The 16,924-nt window shown below is 66.5% G+C and carries 16 protein-coding genes; 8 read left to right on the top strand and 8 right to left on the bottom strand.

Features of this window, described 5'->3' with window-relative positions; translation table 11 throughout:
* Positions 1 to 77 precede the first annotated feature (77 nt).
* Together ACIQTX_RS17970 and ACIQTX_RS17965 are read right to left on the bottom strand one after the other, a co-directional pair.
* On the bottom strand, positions 78 to 623 hold the full coding sequence (locus ACIQTX_RS17970; protein ID WP_402974760.1) for a sterol carrier protein domain-containing protein: 546 nt from the start codon (positions 621 to 623) through the stop codon (positions 78 to 80).
* Entirely contained in the window at positions 554 to 1,246 is a 693-nt protein-coding gene (locus tag ACIQTX_RS17965) for a GNAT family N-acetyltransferase (protein ID WP_402974757.1), read from the bottom strand. The genes ACIQTX_RS17970 and ACIQTX_RS17965 overlap by 70 nt, the downstream gene beginning before the upstream one ends.
* Before the next feature lie 397 nt (positions 1,247 to 1,643).
* Between ACIQTX_RS17965 and ACIQTX_RS17960 the strand changes: the two genes are divergently transcribed.
* Positions 1,644 to 2,051, top strand: coding sequence for a hypothetical protein (locus ACIQTX_RS17960; RefSeq protein ID WP_402974754.1), 408 nt, complete (start codon positions 1,644 to 1,646; stop codon positions 2,049 to 2,051).
* A 10-nt stretch (positions 2,052 to 2,061) separates the two neighbouring features.
* Here ACIQTX_RS17960 and ACIQTX_RS17955 read toward each other — a convergent pair whose 3' ends face one another.
* Complete coding sequence (locus ACIQTX_RS17955; protein WP_402974751.1) at positions 2,062 to 2,856, bottom strand: 2-keto-4-pentenoate hydratase; 795 nt, start codon at positions 2,854 to 2,856, stop codon at positions 2,062 to 2,064.
* 6 nt (positions 2,857 to 2,862) lie between these two features.
* Here ACIQTX_RS17955 and ACIQTX_RS17950 point away from each other — a divergent pair, with 6 nt between their 5' ends.
* Positions 2,863 to 3,105 carry a DNA translocase FtsK 4TM domain-containing protein gene (locus tag ACIQTX_RS17950; protein ID WP_402975583.1) on the top strand — a complete coding sequence of 81 codons (243 nt, stop codon included), beginning with the start codon at positions 2,863 to 2,865 and terminating at the stop codon, positions 3,103 to 3,105.
* A 311-nt stretch (positions 3,106 to 3,416) separates the two neighbouring features.
* On the opposite strand, the gene ACIQTX_RS17945 is transcribed toward ACIQTX_RS17950, so the two are convergent.
* The 5 genes from ACIQTX_RS17945 to ACIQTX_RS17925 all read right to left on the bottom strand — a co-directional run bounded on the left by ACIQTX_RS17945 (position 3,417) and on the right by ACIQTX_RS17925 (position 8,016).
* Positions 3,417 to 3,995 carry an ECF transporter S component gene (locus tag ACIQTX_RS17945; protein WP_402974748.1) on the bottom strand — a complete coding sequence of 193 codons (579 nt, stop codon included), beginning with the start codon at positions 3,993 to 3,995 and terminating at the stop codon, positions 3,417 to 3,419.
* Positions 3,992 to 4,867 (bottom strand): siderophore-interacting protein, encoded by an 876-nt coding sequence (locus ACIQTX_RS17940; RefSeq protein WP_402974746.1) that lies wholly within the window; start codon positions 4,865 to 4,867, stop codon positions 3,992 to 3,994. Before ACIQTX_RS17940 ends, ACIQTX_RS17945 begins: the two co-directional genes overlap by 4 nt.
* Positions 4,868 to 4,877: 10 nt before the next feature.
* A complete protein-coding gene (locus tag ACIQTX_RS17935; protein ID WP_402974743.1) occupies positions 4,878 to 5,696 on the bottom strand; it encodes an energy-coupling factor transporter transmembrane component T in 819 nt (272 codons plus the stop codon).
* Positions 5,693 to 7,393, bottom strand: a complete 1,701-nt coding sequence (locus ACIQTX_RS17930) for an ABC transporter ATP-binding protein (protein ID WP_402974741.1) — start codon at positions 7,391 to 7,393, stop codon at positions 5,693 to 5,695. The genes ACIQTX_RS17935 and ACIQTX_RS17930 overlap by 4 nt, the downstream gene beginning before the upstream one ends.
* A gap of 77 nt (positions 7,394 to 7,470) precedes the next feature.
* A complete protein-coding gene (locus ACIQTX_RS17925; RefSeq protein ID WP_402974738.1) occupies positions 7,471 to 8,016 on the bottom strand; it encodes an ECF transporter S component in 546 nt (181 codons plus the stop codon).
* Between the two features lie 167 nt (positions 8,017 to 8,183).
* On the opposite strand from ACIQTX_RS17925, the gene ACIQTX_RS17920 reads away from it, so the two are divergent.
* The 6 genes from ACIQTX_RS17920 (at position 8,184) to ACIQTX_RS17895 (ending at position 16,919) form a co-directional block, all read left to right on the top strand.
* Positions 8,184 to 11,405 carry a S8 family serine peptidase gene (locus ACIQTX_RS17920; RefSeq protein WP_402974735.1) on the top strand — a complete coding sequence of 1,074 codons (3,222 nt, stop codon included), beginning with the start codon at positions 8,184 to 8,186 and terminating at the stop codon, positions 11,403 to 11,405.
* 185 nt (positions 11,406 to 11,590) lie between these two features.
* Positions 11,591 to 13,846: a carbon starvation CstA family protein gene (locus ACIQTX_RS17915; protein ID WP_402974732.1), complete on the top strand. Its 2,256-nt coding sequence runs from the start codon at positions 11,591 to 11,593 to the stop codon at positions 13,844 to 13,846.
* Between the two features lie 16 nt (positions 13,847 to 13,862).
* Positions 13,863 to 14,108, top strand: coding sequence for a YbdD/YjiX family protein (locus ACIQTX_RS17910; protein WP_081663144.1), 246 nt, complete (start codon positions 13,863 to 13,865; stop codon positions 14,106 to 14,108).
* A 101-nt stretch (positions 14,109 to 14,209) separates the two neighbouring features.
* Positions 14,210 to 14,497, top strand: a complete 288-nt coding sequence (locus ACIQTX_RS17905; protein WP_028503178.1) for a helix-turn-helix transcriptional regulator — start codon at positions 14,210 to 14,212, stop codon at positions 14,495 to 14,497.
* Entirely contained in the window at positions 14,494 to 15,729 is a 1,236-nt protein-coding gene (locus ACIQTX_RS17900) for a type II toxin-antitoxin system HipA family toxin (protein WP_402974728.1), read from the top strand. Before ACIQTX_RS17905 ends, ACIQTX_RS17900 begins: the two co-directional genes overlap by 4 nt.
* Before the next feature lie 8 nt (positions 15,730 to 15,737).
* Positions 15,738 to 16,919 (top strand): sensor histidine kinase, encoded by a 1,182-nt coding sequence (locus ACIQTX_RS17895; RefSeq protein WP_402974725.1) that lies wholly within the window; start codon positions 15,738 to 15,740, stop codon positions 16,917 to 16,919.
* Positions 16,920 to 16,924 lie beyond the last annotated feature (5 nt).

Below are 16,924 nucleotides of genomic sequence, written 5' to 3'. Positions count from 1 at the left end.
CTGCGTGAGGCGAAGTCCCGCCTTGATGACGCGCGGTCAGTTGGGCGCCAGATCGTGCGCGCCCCGTGTCAGCGCTATTAGAAGAGGTCAGGTATCCACGGCTCGGACGCTGATGTTGCCGCTACGAAGGCCCTGAGGGCCTGCTCGGTTCGCGAGTAAACACCGGCGGAGCGCGCGCTGTTGGCGGACCGATAACCGCCGGCATACCAGACCGCCAATTGCCCCTGACTCAGGCAAACATCGGGCTCTTTCGGTGATGGAGTGACCTGTGCATGCCCTGAGGAGATCTCGATCATGTACACGTTCTGGGTCCGGCCGTTTTCGAGGAGTCCCACATGCGTGACGAGCGCGACTTCCTCGCCCCAGCCTCGAGCCTCGAGCGCACCTTTGACCGAGAGCAGGCGAAGCATCCATGGATGCCATGCTTCCGCTTGCGCGTCGAAACGGTGCAGGTATCGAGCGGGGAAGCCTCCTGGTGGCATCGAAGCGCGTCGAAACTGCACTGTGCGCAGCCGCGTGCTGTGAGCCCCGAGGAAGGCGAGCATCGCCCTCTCTACTTGACTAGATCCGCACCAGAAATCTTCGACAAAGAGCTCCATGCCGTGAACTTCGTGCTTGCGCATACGCAGCCGAGCAGGCCCACTGTTTCTCCCTGATCGACGAACTCGTAGTACATCAGGTTGGCCTTGCGACGCTTCCAATCGATCCACCATGACGGGCGATCGACAGGTCCGTTCCACCGCCGGGCCATGAGCCGCTGGAGTTCACGCCCAGCTTCAGTGAGTCCAAAACGGATCTCATGGTCGGAGCCATCCGCGCCAAACGAGCGCTTTAGCGCTTCAGCCGGTACCGACCATGCAAGTGTTCCCACTGGAGCCTCCCACCCGAGAAAGCGTGCATATCCGGTGGATGCAGTCCACATCGACGAAATGACCGCTCCTTGATCTTGAAGAGCTTGCACGCGCTCTCCCGCCAACCGACTCGCAAGCCTGTCGCCCCGCTCCTCAGGTGCAACGGCCCCAGCGCCAAGGCACGCGCTCAGAACGGGGGAACCACCAAAGAACTGGGGAACGAGCAGCCCCAACCCGCCAGCGACCACGCTCCCCGAACGGAGAGCCACTCGTATGTCTGCCACCTCGCGCAGATCTGTGAGATCACGTACCGGGTGCCCATAGCTGCGCTCCGCTAGCGCCGCGTATTCATCTATGACCGCACCAACGGCCTTCTCGAAACTGAAAGATTGCATTCTCACCCTTCGTCGGATCTGGCTCAAGCTAACACTCAGTTACTGACTCTAAGATGGGCGGATGAGTCCGACCGGACGGTATGTCGCTAGTTACTCGTTGAACGCGCATCAAGTCGTCTTCCGAGAAGTGCCGCCCCCTGAGCTCACCGCCGAGATGCGACATGCGATGGATCGAATGTGGCATCGGCATGTCGCGCGCAATCCGGCTGCTTTCGACGGACCTGTCGCCCTCTTCGGAGGTTGCGACGTTAACACGTCGAATGCACTGGAAGTGCGTTGGTCCCGCGCAACGTATAGGTATCGCACTCTTCGCGATCTCCCGGGGGCCCCACCTGTCGCGTCTATCTTCGTTTGCGTGATGCAACCCGCCGTCGACGGACGTTTCTTGGCTGGGAGAATGGCCAGCTGGACCAGCTCCCCAAACAATATTCAGTTTCCGGGCGGCGTCGTCGAGCCGCCCGCGGATGGTGCCGACATCTCCGTAGAGTTCCTGCAAAACCACGCTGCCATCGAGTTGTGGGAGGAAACGGGGGTTCGGGTTCAAGCGGGAGCGCTTGAAGCGCTGTCCGCGTACCAAGTCTCGAACGGAAACCTTGGCTTCTTCTTCAAAGCGCCTCGACTCAACGAGACTCTCCTCTCCGTGCACCGGCCGACGACCCCCGCTAGTCTGACTGCGACCGAAAGCCACCTTCAAGAGTTCGATCGACTGTTCCTGCTGACGGCCCGACAGATCGGGGATCTTGCAGCACAAAAACGCTGCCCCGAGTACCTTGATGCTTTGGTTCGCGAATACGGAACCCCGTAAGGTGTGCACCTCAGTTCGCCTGGTTATCGCTCACTCGAAGGGACACACTCCCGATCCCACCGAAGTCCGCTCTGTACGTCCTCCCTTCGGCGATCGGTACAGCCCGCGTCCACGCACCCGCAAGTATGATTTCCCCGGCATTCAACCCCTCGCCTCGCTCAGCGAGCAACCTCACCAGGTGGGCCACGGCCTCTGCGGGATGCCCCATGACGACCGCCCCTGTCGCTGTGAGCTTTTCTTCCGGTGTATCGAACTCCAAGCGCACCGAGGCGAGGTCCATTCCCAGGTGTGAAACGGGGGCACCGCAAACGACCAAGGCGCATGAGGCATTGTCTGCGACTGTGTCCACGATTGTTAGCTCCCAATCTCGAAATCGGGTATCAAGCACCTCAAACGCAGGCATAACAGTTGAAGCTGCTGCTAGGACGTCACCTTCGTCGACGCGATGCCCGGCAAGGTCTTCATCCATGATGAAAGCGATCTCCCCCTCGAGGAGTGGCGAGATCAACAAGGATAGTTCGAGCTCGTCACCGTCTGCGAGCAGCATTCGATCTGTGATGTACCCAGAATCCGGGTGGGAGATGTTGAACATCTCTTGAATCGCTAGGCTCGTCGCCCCGATCTTGTGCCCTCGAATCACTGCTCCGCTTTCAACATCTAGGCGTCGAATCTCGGACTGAATCAGATAGGCATCGTCAAGTGAGAGATTCGGCTGCTGGGTCGAAAGATGGTCGATTGCGCGGAGTTCGCTCCGAGCCGTCCGTAGCCGCCTCGCGAAATCCCCGATATGGAACTCTGAAGTCACGAGACAATCCGATGCGAACGTGAGCGTACGTGTAGAGCCTGGGCGACCTCGACGATCAGGTCCTTTGCCTCGGGTGCCGCGGGGGTCCTGGGAGCGACATTGGCGGGGATTCTCATTAGTTTTCTCGGAACGACCGCGTGCCTGCTGTTTGCCGCTGCGGTTCTGGTGGCCTGCTCAATCCCTCTTTGGCGTTTGGTCCGCGACCGTGCGTGCCCAATTCGGATGGATCAAGAGTCGCCTACGCCTTGATGCGTTGCGAAGTTCGGTCCTCGAGCTTTTATGTCAGGCGCCCCCAACGTGCTACGCAAAGATGAGCCGGGCGGAGTCGAGGAGATTGGAACAGCGCTCGGGTGCTCGCTGCGGCTGGCTCGTCATGGCACCCTTGCGATGAACGGGTTCGGTGCGCTTGGAGAGAGGCGATAGCCAGTTTATCGGCGCGAGCAGCACCCCTCGGCTCCTGAGCGCGACGCACGTCAGGGCCTGAGAAGCGGCGTTCGACGGCCTGACATCGGTGTGAAGGACGTCGATCCTGCTCTGAAGAGACGACGGGGCTTCAGAGGTCAGCGGCGTCCGCCGACACCGGCCTTCCGGAGGCGGTCAGCGATCAGGATTCCGAGGGCCGTGGCACCGACGCAGCTGGCCATCGTGATGACGAAGAACAGCACCTGGACTGCGAGCGTGAAGTCGCCGAGATTGAAGGAGGCCCAGGCCAGCGCCGGGTACACGAGGCCGACGACCACGGCACCGACGTAGTGCATCCAGGTGCCCCAGTACCGCCACAGCACGAAGAGGAACGGGAGCTCGGTGAACGCCGCCCACCAGAGGTTGGTCGCGACGCTGCCGAACCCATAGCCGGAGAACGGAACGATCACGAGACCGGCGAGCAGGCCGACGAGCATTCCGACCATCGGTCGACGCAGCAGCCGGAGAGCGACGACCGAGGGCAGCAGCCAGAGCCCGGCCAGCGCGACGCTCACGAACGGCAGTCCGGGAAACAGGATCGTCGACACCCAGTTCGCGGGAGCGAGAAGCAGGCCGCCCGCCACGCCGAGCGCCGCACAGGTCAGGAGGATCGCGGTGGGGAAGCGGAACCGTCCGCCGGTGCGGGGCTTCCGGGCCGGCGCATCCGTCCCACTCATGCGAGGGGCTCCGCTGCGCTCTCGCGAGCGGCCTTCGACGCGGGGGAGGCCGCACCGATCTTCCAGTATCCGCAGAAGCTCACGGCGTTCTTGTCCACCCCGCGCTCGCCGACGAGGTGCTTGCGGACGCCCGATGCCAGTGCCTGCTCGCCCGCTGCATACGCGTGGAAGGGCGCATCCGGCAGTTCGGTGCCTCCCAGCACCTCCAGCGCGAAGATGCCGGGCGCGACGTCGTCAGGGCGCACGATCCACGCGACCTCGATACCGGACGGATGCGCGAACTCGAGCGCGTCCTCTTCGCTCGGCACCTCGATGATCACGCTGCCGACGGCATCCGTGGGCAGCGAGGCGCAGATGGAGGCGATCGCCGGCAGCGCTGTCTCGTCGCCGACCAGCAGGACGCGGTCAGTGCCGCGCTGCGGATTGAACGTGAGCCCTTCATCGATGATGAGCACGTGCTCGCCGGGCTGGCACGTCTCGGCCCACCGCGACGCCGGACCTGCCGTGCCGTCGGCTGCCGAGCCGTGCAGCACGAAGTCCACGTCGATCTCGGCGCCGGCATCCGCGGTCGCCGCACGGTAGGCGCGCACGCTGTAGTTGCGCATCACCGGCCGCTCGCCGTCGGGGATGCGCAGGAACTTCAGATACCCGAACATCTTGTTCGCCTTCGCGGGCACCCGATCCAGGCCCGCGTCACCGCCGATCGGCAGGAACAGTCGGAACCATTGATCGAACCCCATCGGCCGGAACTTCTCGATCTCGCCACCGCCGAGCGTCACCCTGATCCAGTGCGCCGACAGCCGTTCCGTGCGCAGCACCACCAGGTGGATGAGCTCGGTCGTCTCGGGCTTGACCATCTTGCTGAATGCCATCGGGTGCCTTTCAGGGAAGCTGCCAGGGGAAGAACGCGACGAAGATGGCAGCGGAGGCCAGCAGCGTCGCGACGGTGAAGACGGTGTCCCGGGTGCGGAACGGAACGAGATGCCGCTCGGTGCGGGTCGAGTGGGCGCCGAAGGCGCGGGAGTCCATCGCCAGAGCAACGCGTTCGGCATGCCGGATGGCTCCGGCGAGGAGCGGCACGATGTACCCCCACCCGCGGGCGATGCGCGCGAAGGGCCCGCGCCCGCCGTGGTAGCCGCGCACGCGGTGGGCCGCACGGATCACCGCGAGCTCGTGCCCGAACCGCGGCACGAATCGGAATGCCGCGAGTGCCGTGTAGCCGATGCGGTAGGGCACCCGCAGCTGCTGAACGCTGGCCCGCACGAGATCGGGCCCGCTGGTGGTGAGCCCGCCGACGAGCGCGAGGGCGATGATCGAGCCGAGCCGCAGTGCGGTCGCGAAACCGATCAGCAGAGCCCCGCTGTAGATCGTCCAGTCGCCGATCTGCACGACCGGTTTGCTGTCATCGACGAGCGCGGAATCGACCCACAGGGAGAAGCCCACCCCGATCAGCAGCATCCCCGCCGGGAGCGCGAGAAGCAGCAGGGCGAGGAGTCGCCCCGTGAGTCGCGCGCCGACGAGGATCAGGGCGTAGGCGAGCACGAGGAAGGCCGTCGGAGTCGCCAGATCCCGTACGAAGACGAGCAGCAGCATCGCCGGGACGAAGCCGGCGACCTTCGCGAGTGGGTTCAAGGAGTAGAGGAACTGTCGTCGCGACGTCACCGTCATCCGTGCGTACGGGTCGAACACGGTGGCCGTCATGAGGTCACCCCGAGCCCGGCGGAGGCCAGCACTCGCTGCAGTGCCGGCAGACGCAGCCCCGCATCTGCGAACAGCTGCTCGTCCTGGAACAGGGAGGCGGTGGGGCCGACCGCGCGCACGCGTCCGTCGGCGAGCACCACGACATGGGTGGTGTGTTCGGCGACGAGCTGGAGGTCGTGGGTGACTATCACGATCGTCGTGCCCTCGGCGCGCAGGTTCCGCAGCAGGTCGAGGAGTTCGGCTGCCCTCGCGCGGTCCTGCCCGAACGTGGGTTCGTCGAGGGCGAGCACCCGCGGCCGGGTGATCAGGGCCGTGCCCACCGACAGGCGTCGCTTCTCGCCGCCGGAAAGGAGGAACGGATGCACGTCCGCCTTGTGATCGAGTCCGAAGCGGGTGAGCATCTCGTCGACACGTGTCGAGATCTCGGCATCCGGCACATGACGCAGCCGCAGACCGTGCGCGAGCTCGTCGAACACGGTCGGAGCGATGAACTGATGCTCCGGGTTCTGGAAGACGAAACCGATGCGTGCGGCGAGGTCGCGGGGCGAGGCCGTTCCCGGGTCGATGCCGTCGACGGACACCTGACCACGTGGCGGCGGTACGACGCCCGCGAGTGCCTGGATCAGGGTCGTCTTCCCCGCACCGTTCGCGCCGACGATCGCGGTGAGACTGCCGGCGTCGAGGTCGAGATCGATGCCGTGCAGGATCTCGGTGCGACGCCGACGGACGATCAGCCCACGGGCCCGGATGATCGGCTCGCCACTTTTCGTCTCGTCGTCGCGTTCCCGGCCCGACGACGGGGTGCCTTCGGGCGTCGAGCGAGCGGTGCGAGACGAGACATCTTCCTGTTCGAGAGCATGGCCGAGTTCCTGCGGCGTCAGCGGCAACGGCACGAGGGAGAGTCCCTGATCCCGAAGACGGAGGGCCGCCAGCGTCGCTGCCGGAAGCCACACCCCCATCCGGACCAGCTCATCAGCGTGCTCTCGGATCACCTCGGCCGCTGGTCCGTCGAAGACGACTCGGCCCTCGCGGTCGAGCACGATCGTCCGCGTGACGAAGTCCATCGCCGCATCGAGGTTGTGCTCGACGAGCAGGATGGCACGGTCGCCGGTGGCGACGACCTCGGCGAGCGCGGCGTAGACGTCGTCGATGCCCTGGGGGTCGAGGTTGGCCGTCGGCTCATCGAGCACGATCAGCGGAGAGCCCATCGCGAGGGCGCACGCGATCGCGAGTCGCTGCCGTCCGCCGCCGGACAGGTGGTCGGGGTTCTCGTCTCGTCGTTCCCAGAGTCCGACCCGGCGCAGCGCCTCCTCGACGCGACCCTGGACGTCGTCGAGCGACAGCAGCAGGTTCTCAGGGCCGAACGCGACCTCGTCGTAGATGCTGCCGGTGACGATCTGCGCATCCGGGTCTTGGAACACCATCGCGACCTGCGTGCTCAGCGTGGCCGTCTGCGCGCTCGCCGTGTCGATGCCGCCGGCCTCGACCGTGCCGACCATGCTCGCGGGCAGGGCGTGCGGAATCAACCCGTTGAGCGCGAGAGTGAGCGTCGACTTGCCGGAACCGGAAGGCCCGAGCAGCAGAACGACCTCGCCGGCATCGATGTCGAACGTCACATCGCGAGGCGAGGGGTGCGCGGCATCGGCGTGGGTGAGAGAGAGCTCACGCACGCGGAGCAGGGGCGCGGATGGGCGCACGGCGGAGTCCCGGGTCGGCGGATCGTACCCGTCTAACTTAGCTGAGCCTTACCTGATTCGCCACGCGTGAGATTCAACTACCGACGGGCGACGCCGGCACGCCTGAGTGCGGAGCCGATCGCGAGGCCCACTGCGGTCCACGCGATCGGCCCGAGCACCGAGATCGCGAGGTACAGGATCTGCGCCCACAGCGGCATGACCGCGAGGTGGGCGGCGAAGAACACCACGACGGCGACGAGAACACCGATCACTGCCGCCGAGATGAAGAAGCGCAGCGGCCCCCAGGAGCGATAGCGGGTGAGAGCAGCGACGCCCTCCTGGATCAGGCCGAACAGCAGAGCCGTGCCGATGAAGCGCAGCGACCACGCCGGGTTGAAGGCGCTTGCGATCAAGGCGGCGAACAGGTGCGTGATCAGCGCGACGAGGGGAAGGCGCAGCACCTCTTGGGCGATGATCCCCGGCAGGACGTGCGAGCCGAGCACGAGTCCGTAGAGGAACAGCAGCGGGCTTGCCAACAGGACGGGAGTGATCCACCCGGCGATGCCCGCGAGGATTCCGGTCGCGACTCCGATCGCTGCGCAGACGAGCAGTACTCGCGTCGACAGGATGGAGGTACGGGCCACCTCTCCAGCTTACTGTCGACCTATCGGGAGGCAGGCCGTGGATAACCCTGGCCGATCGGCGAAGGCCGATTGGTCGATCGGCCAGATCTCGCGTCGAGCGCCGAGGGCGGGGCTATGTTGGCCGCGGTGCAGCAACGCGGTTGCACCGTGATCATCGGGAGCACCACATGGGTCGAACACCCCTCCGGATGGCAGCGGCCACCACCCTGGCTACGCTGTTCATCGCATCGACGGCAACCACCGGCTACGCAGCGACGGAGGAGGTGACAACTCCCGTCCCCGTCGCCGGCACCCCAGGTCACTACATCGTGGTCATGAAGGCGGATCCGCTCGCCACCTACGAAGGCGATGTCAAGGGACTGAAGGCGACGAAACCCGCAGAGGGCGAGCAGCTCGAGGCGCAGTCGCAGGACTCGCAGCGGTATGTGGAGCACCTCCAGACCGAGCAGACCGACCTCGTCAGTGATCTCGGCGTCACCCCGGACACGACCTATCAGGTCGCGCTGAACGGGTTCAGCGCCGACCTCAGCGGCGAGCAGGTCGACGCGCTTCGGGCCTCGAAAGATGTCCTCGGCGTGTACCCGGATGAGATCCGTCACCCCGATGCACAGACCTCGACCGACTACCTCGGACTCGGCGATGACCGCAAGGGACGCGGCGGCGTCTGGCAGCAGACCGGAGGGGTCGAGAAGGCCGGTGAGGGCGTCGTGGTGGGCGTCATCGACACCGGGATCGCGCCCGAGCACCCCTCATTCGAGGGCAAGAAGCTCAAGAAGCAGAAGAAGCAGAAGAGCGGCCAGCCCTACACTGACGGCACGTACGTCTACTTCGACAAGTCGGACGGCAGTCGATTCCAGGCCGCGATGGTCGAAGGCCAGGACTGGGACGCGAGCGACTACTCCACGAAGCTCATCGGTGGACAGTACTTCTACTCCGGAGCCGAGGCCTCAGGCTTCGACTTCCAGTACGACTACCTCTCACCACGTGACGGCGACGGGCACGGATCGCACACCGCGAGCACCGCTGCCGGCAACTTCAAGGTCAAGGCGGCCATCGAAGACGTCGACTTCGGGACCATCTCGGGCGTCGCGCCCGGTGCGAAGATCTCGGCCTACAAGGCTTGCTACGTCGGCCCTGACACGACGGTCACCACCGACGACGTCTGCGCGCAGAGCGACCTCATCGCCGCGATCGATCAGGCCGTCGCTGACGGCGTCGACGTGATCAACTACTCCATCGGTGGAGGAGCCGCCAGCACCGTGATGGCACCGGAGGACCTCGCGTTCTTCAACGCCGCAGCCGCCGGCGTCTTCGTCGCGACCAGCGCGGGCAACGACGGCCCCGACCCGGTCACGGCCGACCACGCTTCGCCCTGGTACACGACCGTCGCCGCATCCACCATCCCGACCTGGGAGGGCACCGTGCAGTTCGACGGGTTCCAGCAGGCCGGAGCTTCGGTGAGTGTGCCGTTCGGCACGGAGGTCACCGGCCCGTCGATCGCTGCGGTGGATGCCGCGGCCGCCGGAGCAGTCGACCCGCAGCTCTGCACGCCGGGCGCTCTCGACCCGGCCAAGGTCGCCGGACACATCGTGGTCTGCGATCGCGGTGGCAACGCTCGTGCCGAGAAGTCGCAGGTGGTCAAGGACGCCGGCGGTATGGGCATGGTCCTCGTGAACGTGCCCGGTGGCGCCGACTCGCTCGACAACGACTTCCACTCGGTGCCGACCGTGCACCTGAACGCCGTGCACCGCGCGGCCGTGCTCGCCTACGTGCAGGGCGGTGTGGATCGTCCGATCACCCTCGTCGGTGAGAACACCACGGGCGTGACCACCCCGACGCCGCAGATCGCGGGCTTCTCGAGCCGCGGGCCGATGCTGGCGGACGGCAGTGACGTGATGAAGCCGGATGTCGCGGCTCCCGGTGTCGCGATCCTCGCGGCGACCGAGAACGCCCCGGGTGAGAAGCCGACCTTCGGCATCCTCTCCGGCACGTCCATGGCGTCGCCGCATGTCGCGGGCCTCGCGGCTCTCTACCTCGGCGAGCGCCCCAAGGCGACACCTGCCGAAATCAAGTCGGCGATGATGACCACCGCCTACGACACCGTGCTGCCCGACGGATCGAAGAATACGAACCCGTTCGAGCAGGGTGCGGGTCAGGTCGACCCGAAGCGGTACCTGAACCCGGGTCTGCTCTACCTCAACGGTGTGAAGGACTGGGCTGCGTTCCTCGACGGGAAGGGCCTGTCGGACTTCCCCGGCATCGACCCGATCGACGGCAGCGATCTGAACCAGGCTTCGATCTCGATCGGCTCACTGACCAGCACGCAGACCGTCACCCGCTCGGTCACCTCGACAGAGAAGGGCACTTTCACCGCCAAGGCCTCCGTGCCGGGAGTGAACATCAAGGTCACCCCTCAGCAGCTCAAGTTCGACCGCCCCGGTCAGACGAAGACCTTCACGGTGACGTTCGACAACGCCAGCGCCCCGGTGGAGACGTGGGCCACCGGTTCGCTGACGTGGACGAGCGCGAAGAACACGGTGCGTTCTCCGATCGCACTGTTCCCGGTCACGGCAGATGCTCCGGCAGAGGTCACGGGCACCGGTGTCGACGGCAGCACGTCGGTGGACATCACCCCCGGTCTCACCGGTGACCTGGCGCTCGGGCTCTCGGGCCTGACTCCGTTCGAGTTGCTCGCCGATGCGGACAACCCCGTCGAGGGCCACTCGGGTGACGAGAAGTCGGGAGATGCGAACAAGGACGTGTCGTGGATCGTGAACGTTCCGGAGGGCACGACGCTCTCGCGGTTCGACCTCGATTCGTCCGACGACAAGGGCAGCGACCTCGACCTCACCGTGTACCGCGTGGTGAGCCCGGACGACCTGCAGTACTACCAGCGGTGGCGTTCGGCGACCGGCTCGGCAGACGAGCAGGTCACGATCCCCTCGCCGACGGCGGGTACGTACCTCGTGGTGGCGAACATCTACTCGACGACGGGTCCGATGACGTGGGACATGACCTACGCCAACGTGCTGCCTGACGGCGAGGGGGAGCTCACCGCCACGCCGAACCCGCTCGCCGCCGTCCGCGGCAAGCAGACGTCGTTCGACCTCAGCTGGACCGGCTTGACCGCCGGCACCCGCTACCTCGGTCTCGTGCAGTACGGCGAGTCCGACGTCCGCACCGTCCTGACGGTCGACGTGCCGAAGGCGAAGGCACCGGAGACGAAGGCACCCGAGACCCCGGCACCGGAGACACCGGCACCGGAGACCTCGGCACCCGAGACCCCGGCGCCCCAGACTCCGGCACCCGAGTCGAGCGCGCCGGCCACGCCCGCGCCTCAGACGCCGGCACCGGAGACTCCGGCGCCCCGAGGGGAGAAGCGGCCGTAGCCCCGGAAGCACGACAGCACAGCACCCCGTGGTCGCATGACCGCGGGGTGCTGTGCTGTGTGCGCCCATCCGTTCATCGCGTGATCGGCGCCGCTCGTCGCAGCACCCCCTCTCTCGGCTCCTTCCCGCGGCGCCGGCTTCCTAACGTGGGGGAACGCAACGTCGCGTATCCCGAGGAGACCCCCATGACCGCACCGGGCAGCACCGAACCCGTCATCGTCACCGATCCGAGACTCCCCTCCGTCGCGCTCTCCGAGGAGCACCACGAGAAGTCGAACCGCTGGACCCTGCCGAAGATCATCCTGTGGGCCGCGATCGCCCTGCTGGGCGCCGTCGCCTGGACCATGCTCGCGATCGTCCGCGGCGAGACCGTCAACGCGATCTGGTTCGTGTTCGCGGCGGTCTGCACGTACCTGATCGGCTACCGCTTCTACTCGAAGGTGATCGAGAAGTACATCACCCGGCCGGACGACCGCCGGGCCACCCCCGCCGAGGTCAAGCAAGACGGCAAGGACTACGTCCCCACTGACCGCCGCGTGCTCTACGGTCACCACTTCGCGGCCATCGCCGGTGCCGGACCCCTCGTCGGTCCGGTGCTCGCCGCGCAGATGGGCTACCTGCCTGGCACGATCTGGATCATCGTGGGCGTCGTGCTCGCCGGGGCCGTGCAGGACTACACCGTCCTCTTCTTCTCGATGCGCCGTGGCGGACGCACGATCGGCCAGATGGCGCGTCAGGAGCTCGGCAAGATCGGCGGCACCGCGGCCATCATCGCCTCGCTGCTGATCATGCTCATCATCGTCGCGATCCTCGCCCTCGTCGTGGTCAACGCACTCGGCGAGAGCCCTTGGGGTGTCTTCTCGGTCGCGATGACCATCCCGATCGCGCTCTTCATGGGCGTCTACCTGCGCTACCTCCGTCCCGGCAAGGTCACCGAGGTCTCGATCATCGGCTTCGTGCTGCTGATGGCTGCCATCATCGGCGGCGGCTGGGTCGCCGGCACCGACTGGGGTCAGGCGATCTTCCACCTCGACCGCACCACCATCGCGTGGGGCATCATCATCTACGGCTTCATCGCTGCTGTGCTCCCGGTCTGGCTGCTGCTCGCCCCGCGCGACTACCTCTCGACCTTCATGAAGATCGGCGTGATCGTCATGCTCGCCGGCGCCATCATCCTGGTGCGCCCCGAGATCACGGTCCCGGCGGTCAGCATCTTCGGCGAGAACGGCATGGGCCCGGTGTTCGCAGGTCCTCTCTTCCCCTTCCTGTTCGTGACGATCGCGTGCGGGGCGCTCTCCGGGTTCCATGCACTGATCGCCTCCGGGACCACGCCGAAGCTCATCGAGAAGGAGCGCCAGACGCGCTTCATCGGCTACGGCGGCATGCTCATGGAGTCGTTCGTCGCGATCATGGCCCTCGTCGCCGCGATCTCGATCGACCAGGGCATCTACTTCGCCATGAATGCACCGGCTGCCGCGACAGGGGGCACGGTCGAAGGTGCGGTGGCCTTCGTGAACTCGCTGGGGCTGACGGGGGTGAACCTCACACCGGAGATGCTCACGAGCACGGCGGCCGCAGTCGGCGAGGAGTCGATCGTGTCGCGCACGGGTGGGGCTCCGACACTCGCGCTCGGCCTCGCGCACATCATGCAGCAGGCACTCGGCGGGCAGGCGCTCATGGCGTTCTGGTACCACTTCGCGATCATGTTCGAGGCGCTGTTCATCCTCACCGCGGTCGATGCCGGCACGCGTGTCGCCCGCTTCATGCTGCAGGACTCGATCGGAGCCTGGTTCCCCAAGTTCCGCGACGTCTCGTGGCGCCCCGGCGTCTGGATCTGCACCGCGATCATGGTGGCCGGTTGGGGAGCGATCCTCATCCTCGGTGTCACCGACCCGCTGGGCGGCATCAACACCTTCTTCCCGCTGTTCGGCATCGCGAACCAGCTGCTCGCCGCGATCGCGCTCGCCGTGGTGCTGGCGATCGTCGCCAAGCGCGGCCGGAGCTACTTCAAGTGGCTGTGGATCATCGCTCTGCCGCTCGCGTTCACCGCGGTCGTCACCATCACGGCGTCGCTCTACAAGATCGCCTCGCCGGTGCCGGCGATCGGCTACTGGGCGAACCACTTCAAGTACGTCGCCGCCCGCGACAGCGGAGACACCTCGCTCGGCGACCCGGAGGTGCTCGATGCGGTCATCCGCAACACCGCCGTGCAGGGCACGCTGTCGATCATCTTCGTGACCCTCGCGATCATCGTGATGGTCATGGCCGTGATCGTCACGAGCAAGGCCATCCGCAACGGTGGCGGCGAGAACACCGAGGATCCGCCCGTGGCCTCGCGCCGCTTCGCGCCGGCCGGATTCCTGCCGAGCGCCGAGGAACGCGAGCTCGAGAAGCAGTGGGAGCCGATCCTCGCCGACGAGCGCAAGGCGTCGTCGCACTGATGTCGATCGCACTGAGATGGCCGACACCATGAGTCGGACGGATGCCGCGACCACCCTCCTGCGGACGCTCTTCGGCGCCGCGGGGCGGGTTGGCCGCGGCATCCGCTGGTACGTGACGACGCTGATGGGCGACACCGCCTATGCGACCTACGTCGCTCATCACCGTCGCCAGCATCCGGAGGATGAGCCGCTGACCGAGCGGCAGTTCTGGCGGCAGCGGATGGACGACCAGGATCGCAACCCCGGTGCCCGCTGCTGCTGATCGCAGGGTCAGCCTGCGGGGCCACTATGACGAGTAGGCTAGTCATAATGATGCGTTATGGCTAGCGTGTTCGTCATAACGAGGTTGTGGAGGTGGCACGCATGGCCGGATATCGAATCACACGGGACATCGAGACGTTCGGCGATCACATCCGCGGATGGCGCATGGTGCTGGGGTTGACGGCTCAGCAAGTGGCGGAGCGAGCGAACATCTCGCGTGACACGTTGCGCCGGATCGAGAACGGCAATGCGTCGGTGACGTTCGAGAACGTCGCTCAGGTGCTGCGGGCGCTCGGCATCCTCGAGGCAGTCGTGAACGCCGCCGATCCACTGCGCACCGACATCGGCCGGCTCCGAGCCTCGAGCCTCGAGAAGACGCGCGCTCGATGAGTGACTACGAGGTCTACGGTGACGACCGTGGCGAGATGCAGCTGGTGGGGCAGGCGCATTTCATCAGCGGCAGGTCGTTTGCCACCACCTTCCTCTATGACGCCGCGTATCTCGCCGGCGGCGGCGTGAACATCGATCCGTCGCTGCAGCTCGTCCCCGGTCCCCAGTACCAATCCGGGATGCTGCGGGCGTTCTCCGACAGCTCGCCGGACCGTTGGGGCCGCAATCTCATCGGCAAGGGTGAGCGGATAGCCGCCCGCGAGGCTGGTCGCGGGGCGAGGAGCCTCGACGAGGTCAGCTACCTTCTGGGCGTCAGCGACGACACCCGCCAGGGCGCGCTGCGCTTCCGTGCCCTCGGTGCCGAGGATTTCCTCGGTGCCGAGGCCCATGTCCCTGCGATCGTCGAACTTCCGAATCTCCTGCGTCGAAGCGATGAACTCGCCGGCGACGATGACTACACCGAGGCGGTCAAGCAACTGCTCGACACCGGAACCACCGGCCTCGGGGGTGCGCGACCGAAGGCGTCCGTGCGTCTCGAGGACGGAGCCCTCGGGTTCGCCAAGTTCCCGCATCCCAGCGACGGATGGGACGTCATGGCGTGGGAGGCGACCAGTCTCGGTCTGTTGTCGGACTGTGGAATCGCCGTGCCGGAGTTCCGTCTCACACGCCTGGGGGAGCGCTGCGTTCTCATCCTGCGTCGCTTCGACCGGGACGCGAAGCAGCAGCGTGTCGGATACATCAGTGCCATGACCGCGATCGGGGCCACGGACGGCGAGCATCACGACTATGTCGAGATCGCCGATGCCATCCGCGACATCGCTCGCTCCCCTCGTGCCGCGCTCGCCGACCTCTACGACCGAGTGATCGTCAACGTCGCGCTCGGCAACACGGACGACCATCTGCGCAACCATGGTCTTCTCCGCGATGGCAACGCCTGGACACTCAGCCCCGCTTTCGACGTCAATCCGAATCCTGATCTCGCCAGGAGCCGGTCGACATCGATCGCCGGAGCCGACACCTACGACACGGAGATCGAGGGCCTCCTCGCGCTCGCAGACGACTGCGACCTCACGCAGAGCCGGGCGCGAGAGCGCATGGCGAGCATTTCCGAGACGCTCTCCTCGTGGCCGGATCGCGCGCGACGCAATCGCATAGCCGAGAAGGAGATTTCACGCATGGGCGAGTCGATCGCTCCCAGGCTGGATCTCGTGGCCGCGGCCGGGCGAAAGTAGCTGAAAGCATGACCGACGTCGTTCTCGCTGCGATCCTCGGCGTGCTCGGCGGCATCGTCCTCTCGGTGCTCCTCCTGCTCGCACGCCGACTCGCGCGCGGGGCCGCCGACCTCGGAAGCGACGCCGAACAGGCAGCTCTCACCGCGCTGCACCAGGCGAGCCTGGCGGCACCGCACCTGCGGGCCGGACTCTCCGCCCCCGACGTCGTGAAGGCTGCACGGCACCTGCGGGTGCTGTTGGGCAGTGCTGCCGTCGCGATCGTGAGTGTCGAGGGCGCGGTGTCGTTCGACGGGCCTTCCGACGGACTGGAATCCGCGGCCCGCCGCATCGCCGCCCAGGTCAGCGGCTCGGGTCGGAGGCAGGTGTTCCCGGCGCCGGGGAGGGACGACGACCTGGAGGCCGTCGGGGCTCCGATCCTCGTCGACGGCCGGGTGGTGGGGGTCGTCGTGGCCTTCGCCGCCCCCGTCAGGGCCGCGCTCGTGCGTGCGGCGGAAGAGGTGGCCGACTGGTGCGCGGCGCAGGTCGAACTCGGCGGACTCGATGCGTCGAGGACGCAGCTCGCCGAGGCGGAGCTGCGATCGCTGCGGGCGCAGATCTCCCCGCACTTCATCTACAACGCCCTCACGGCGATCGCCTCGTTCGTGCTCACCGACCCCACGCGTGCGCGGGAGCTGGTGCTCGAGTTCGCCGACTTCACCCGCTACTCCTTCCGCCGCCAGGGGGAGTTCACCACCATCGCCGAGGAGCTGGGCAGCATCCACTCGTACCTCGAACTTGAACGTGCGCGCTTCGGCGACCGGCTGCGGGTCACACTGCAGATCGCGCCGGAGACGCTCGCGACGGTCATCCCGTTCCTCTCGGTGCAGCCGCTGGTCGAGAACGCGGTCCGTCACGGCCTCGAGCCCGGCGTCGGCGGAGGGGAGATCCGCATCGTCTCACGCGACGACGGCACCCACACCGAGATCACGGTCGAAGACGACGGCGTGGGCATGGACCCCGAAGGCCTGCGGGCGACCCTCACCGCGGGCGATGACGGCGTTCACGTCGGCCTCCGCAACGTCGACACCCGCCTTCGCCAGCTCTACGGTGCGGATGGAGGCCTGGTCGTCGAGACGAACACCGGCGCCGGTACCCTGGTGCGCATGCGGGTCCCGAAATCCCAGCCGCAGCACGACCCGGACAACGACTGACGATC

Origin of the sequence: Microbacterium sp. NPDC090281 (assembly GCF_044769635.1) — a bacterium.
Classification (GTDB): Bacteria; Actinomycetota; Actinomycetes; order Actinomycetales; family Microbacteriaceae; genus Microbacterium.
Note: the sequence above shows the minus strand (reverse complement) of the source record. Positions and strands in the feature narration are given on the sequence as shown.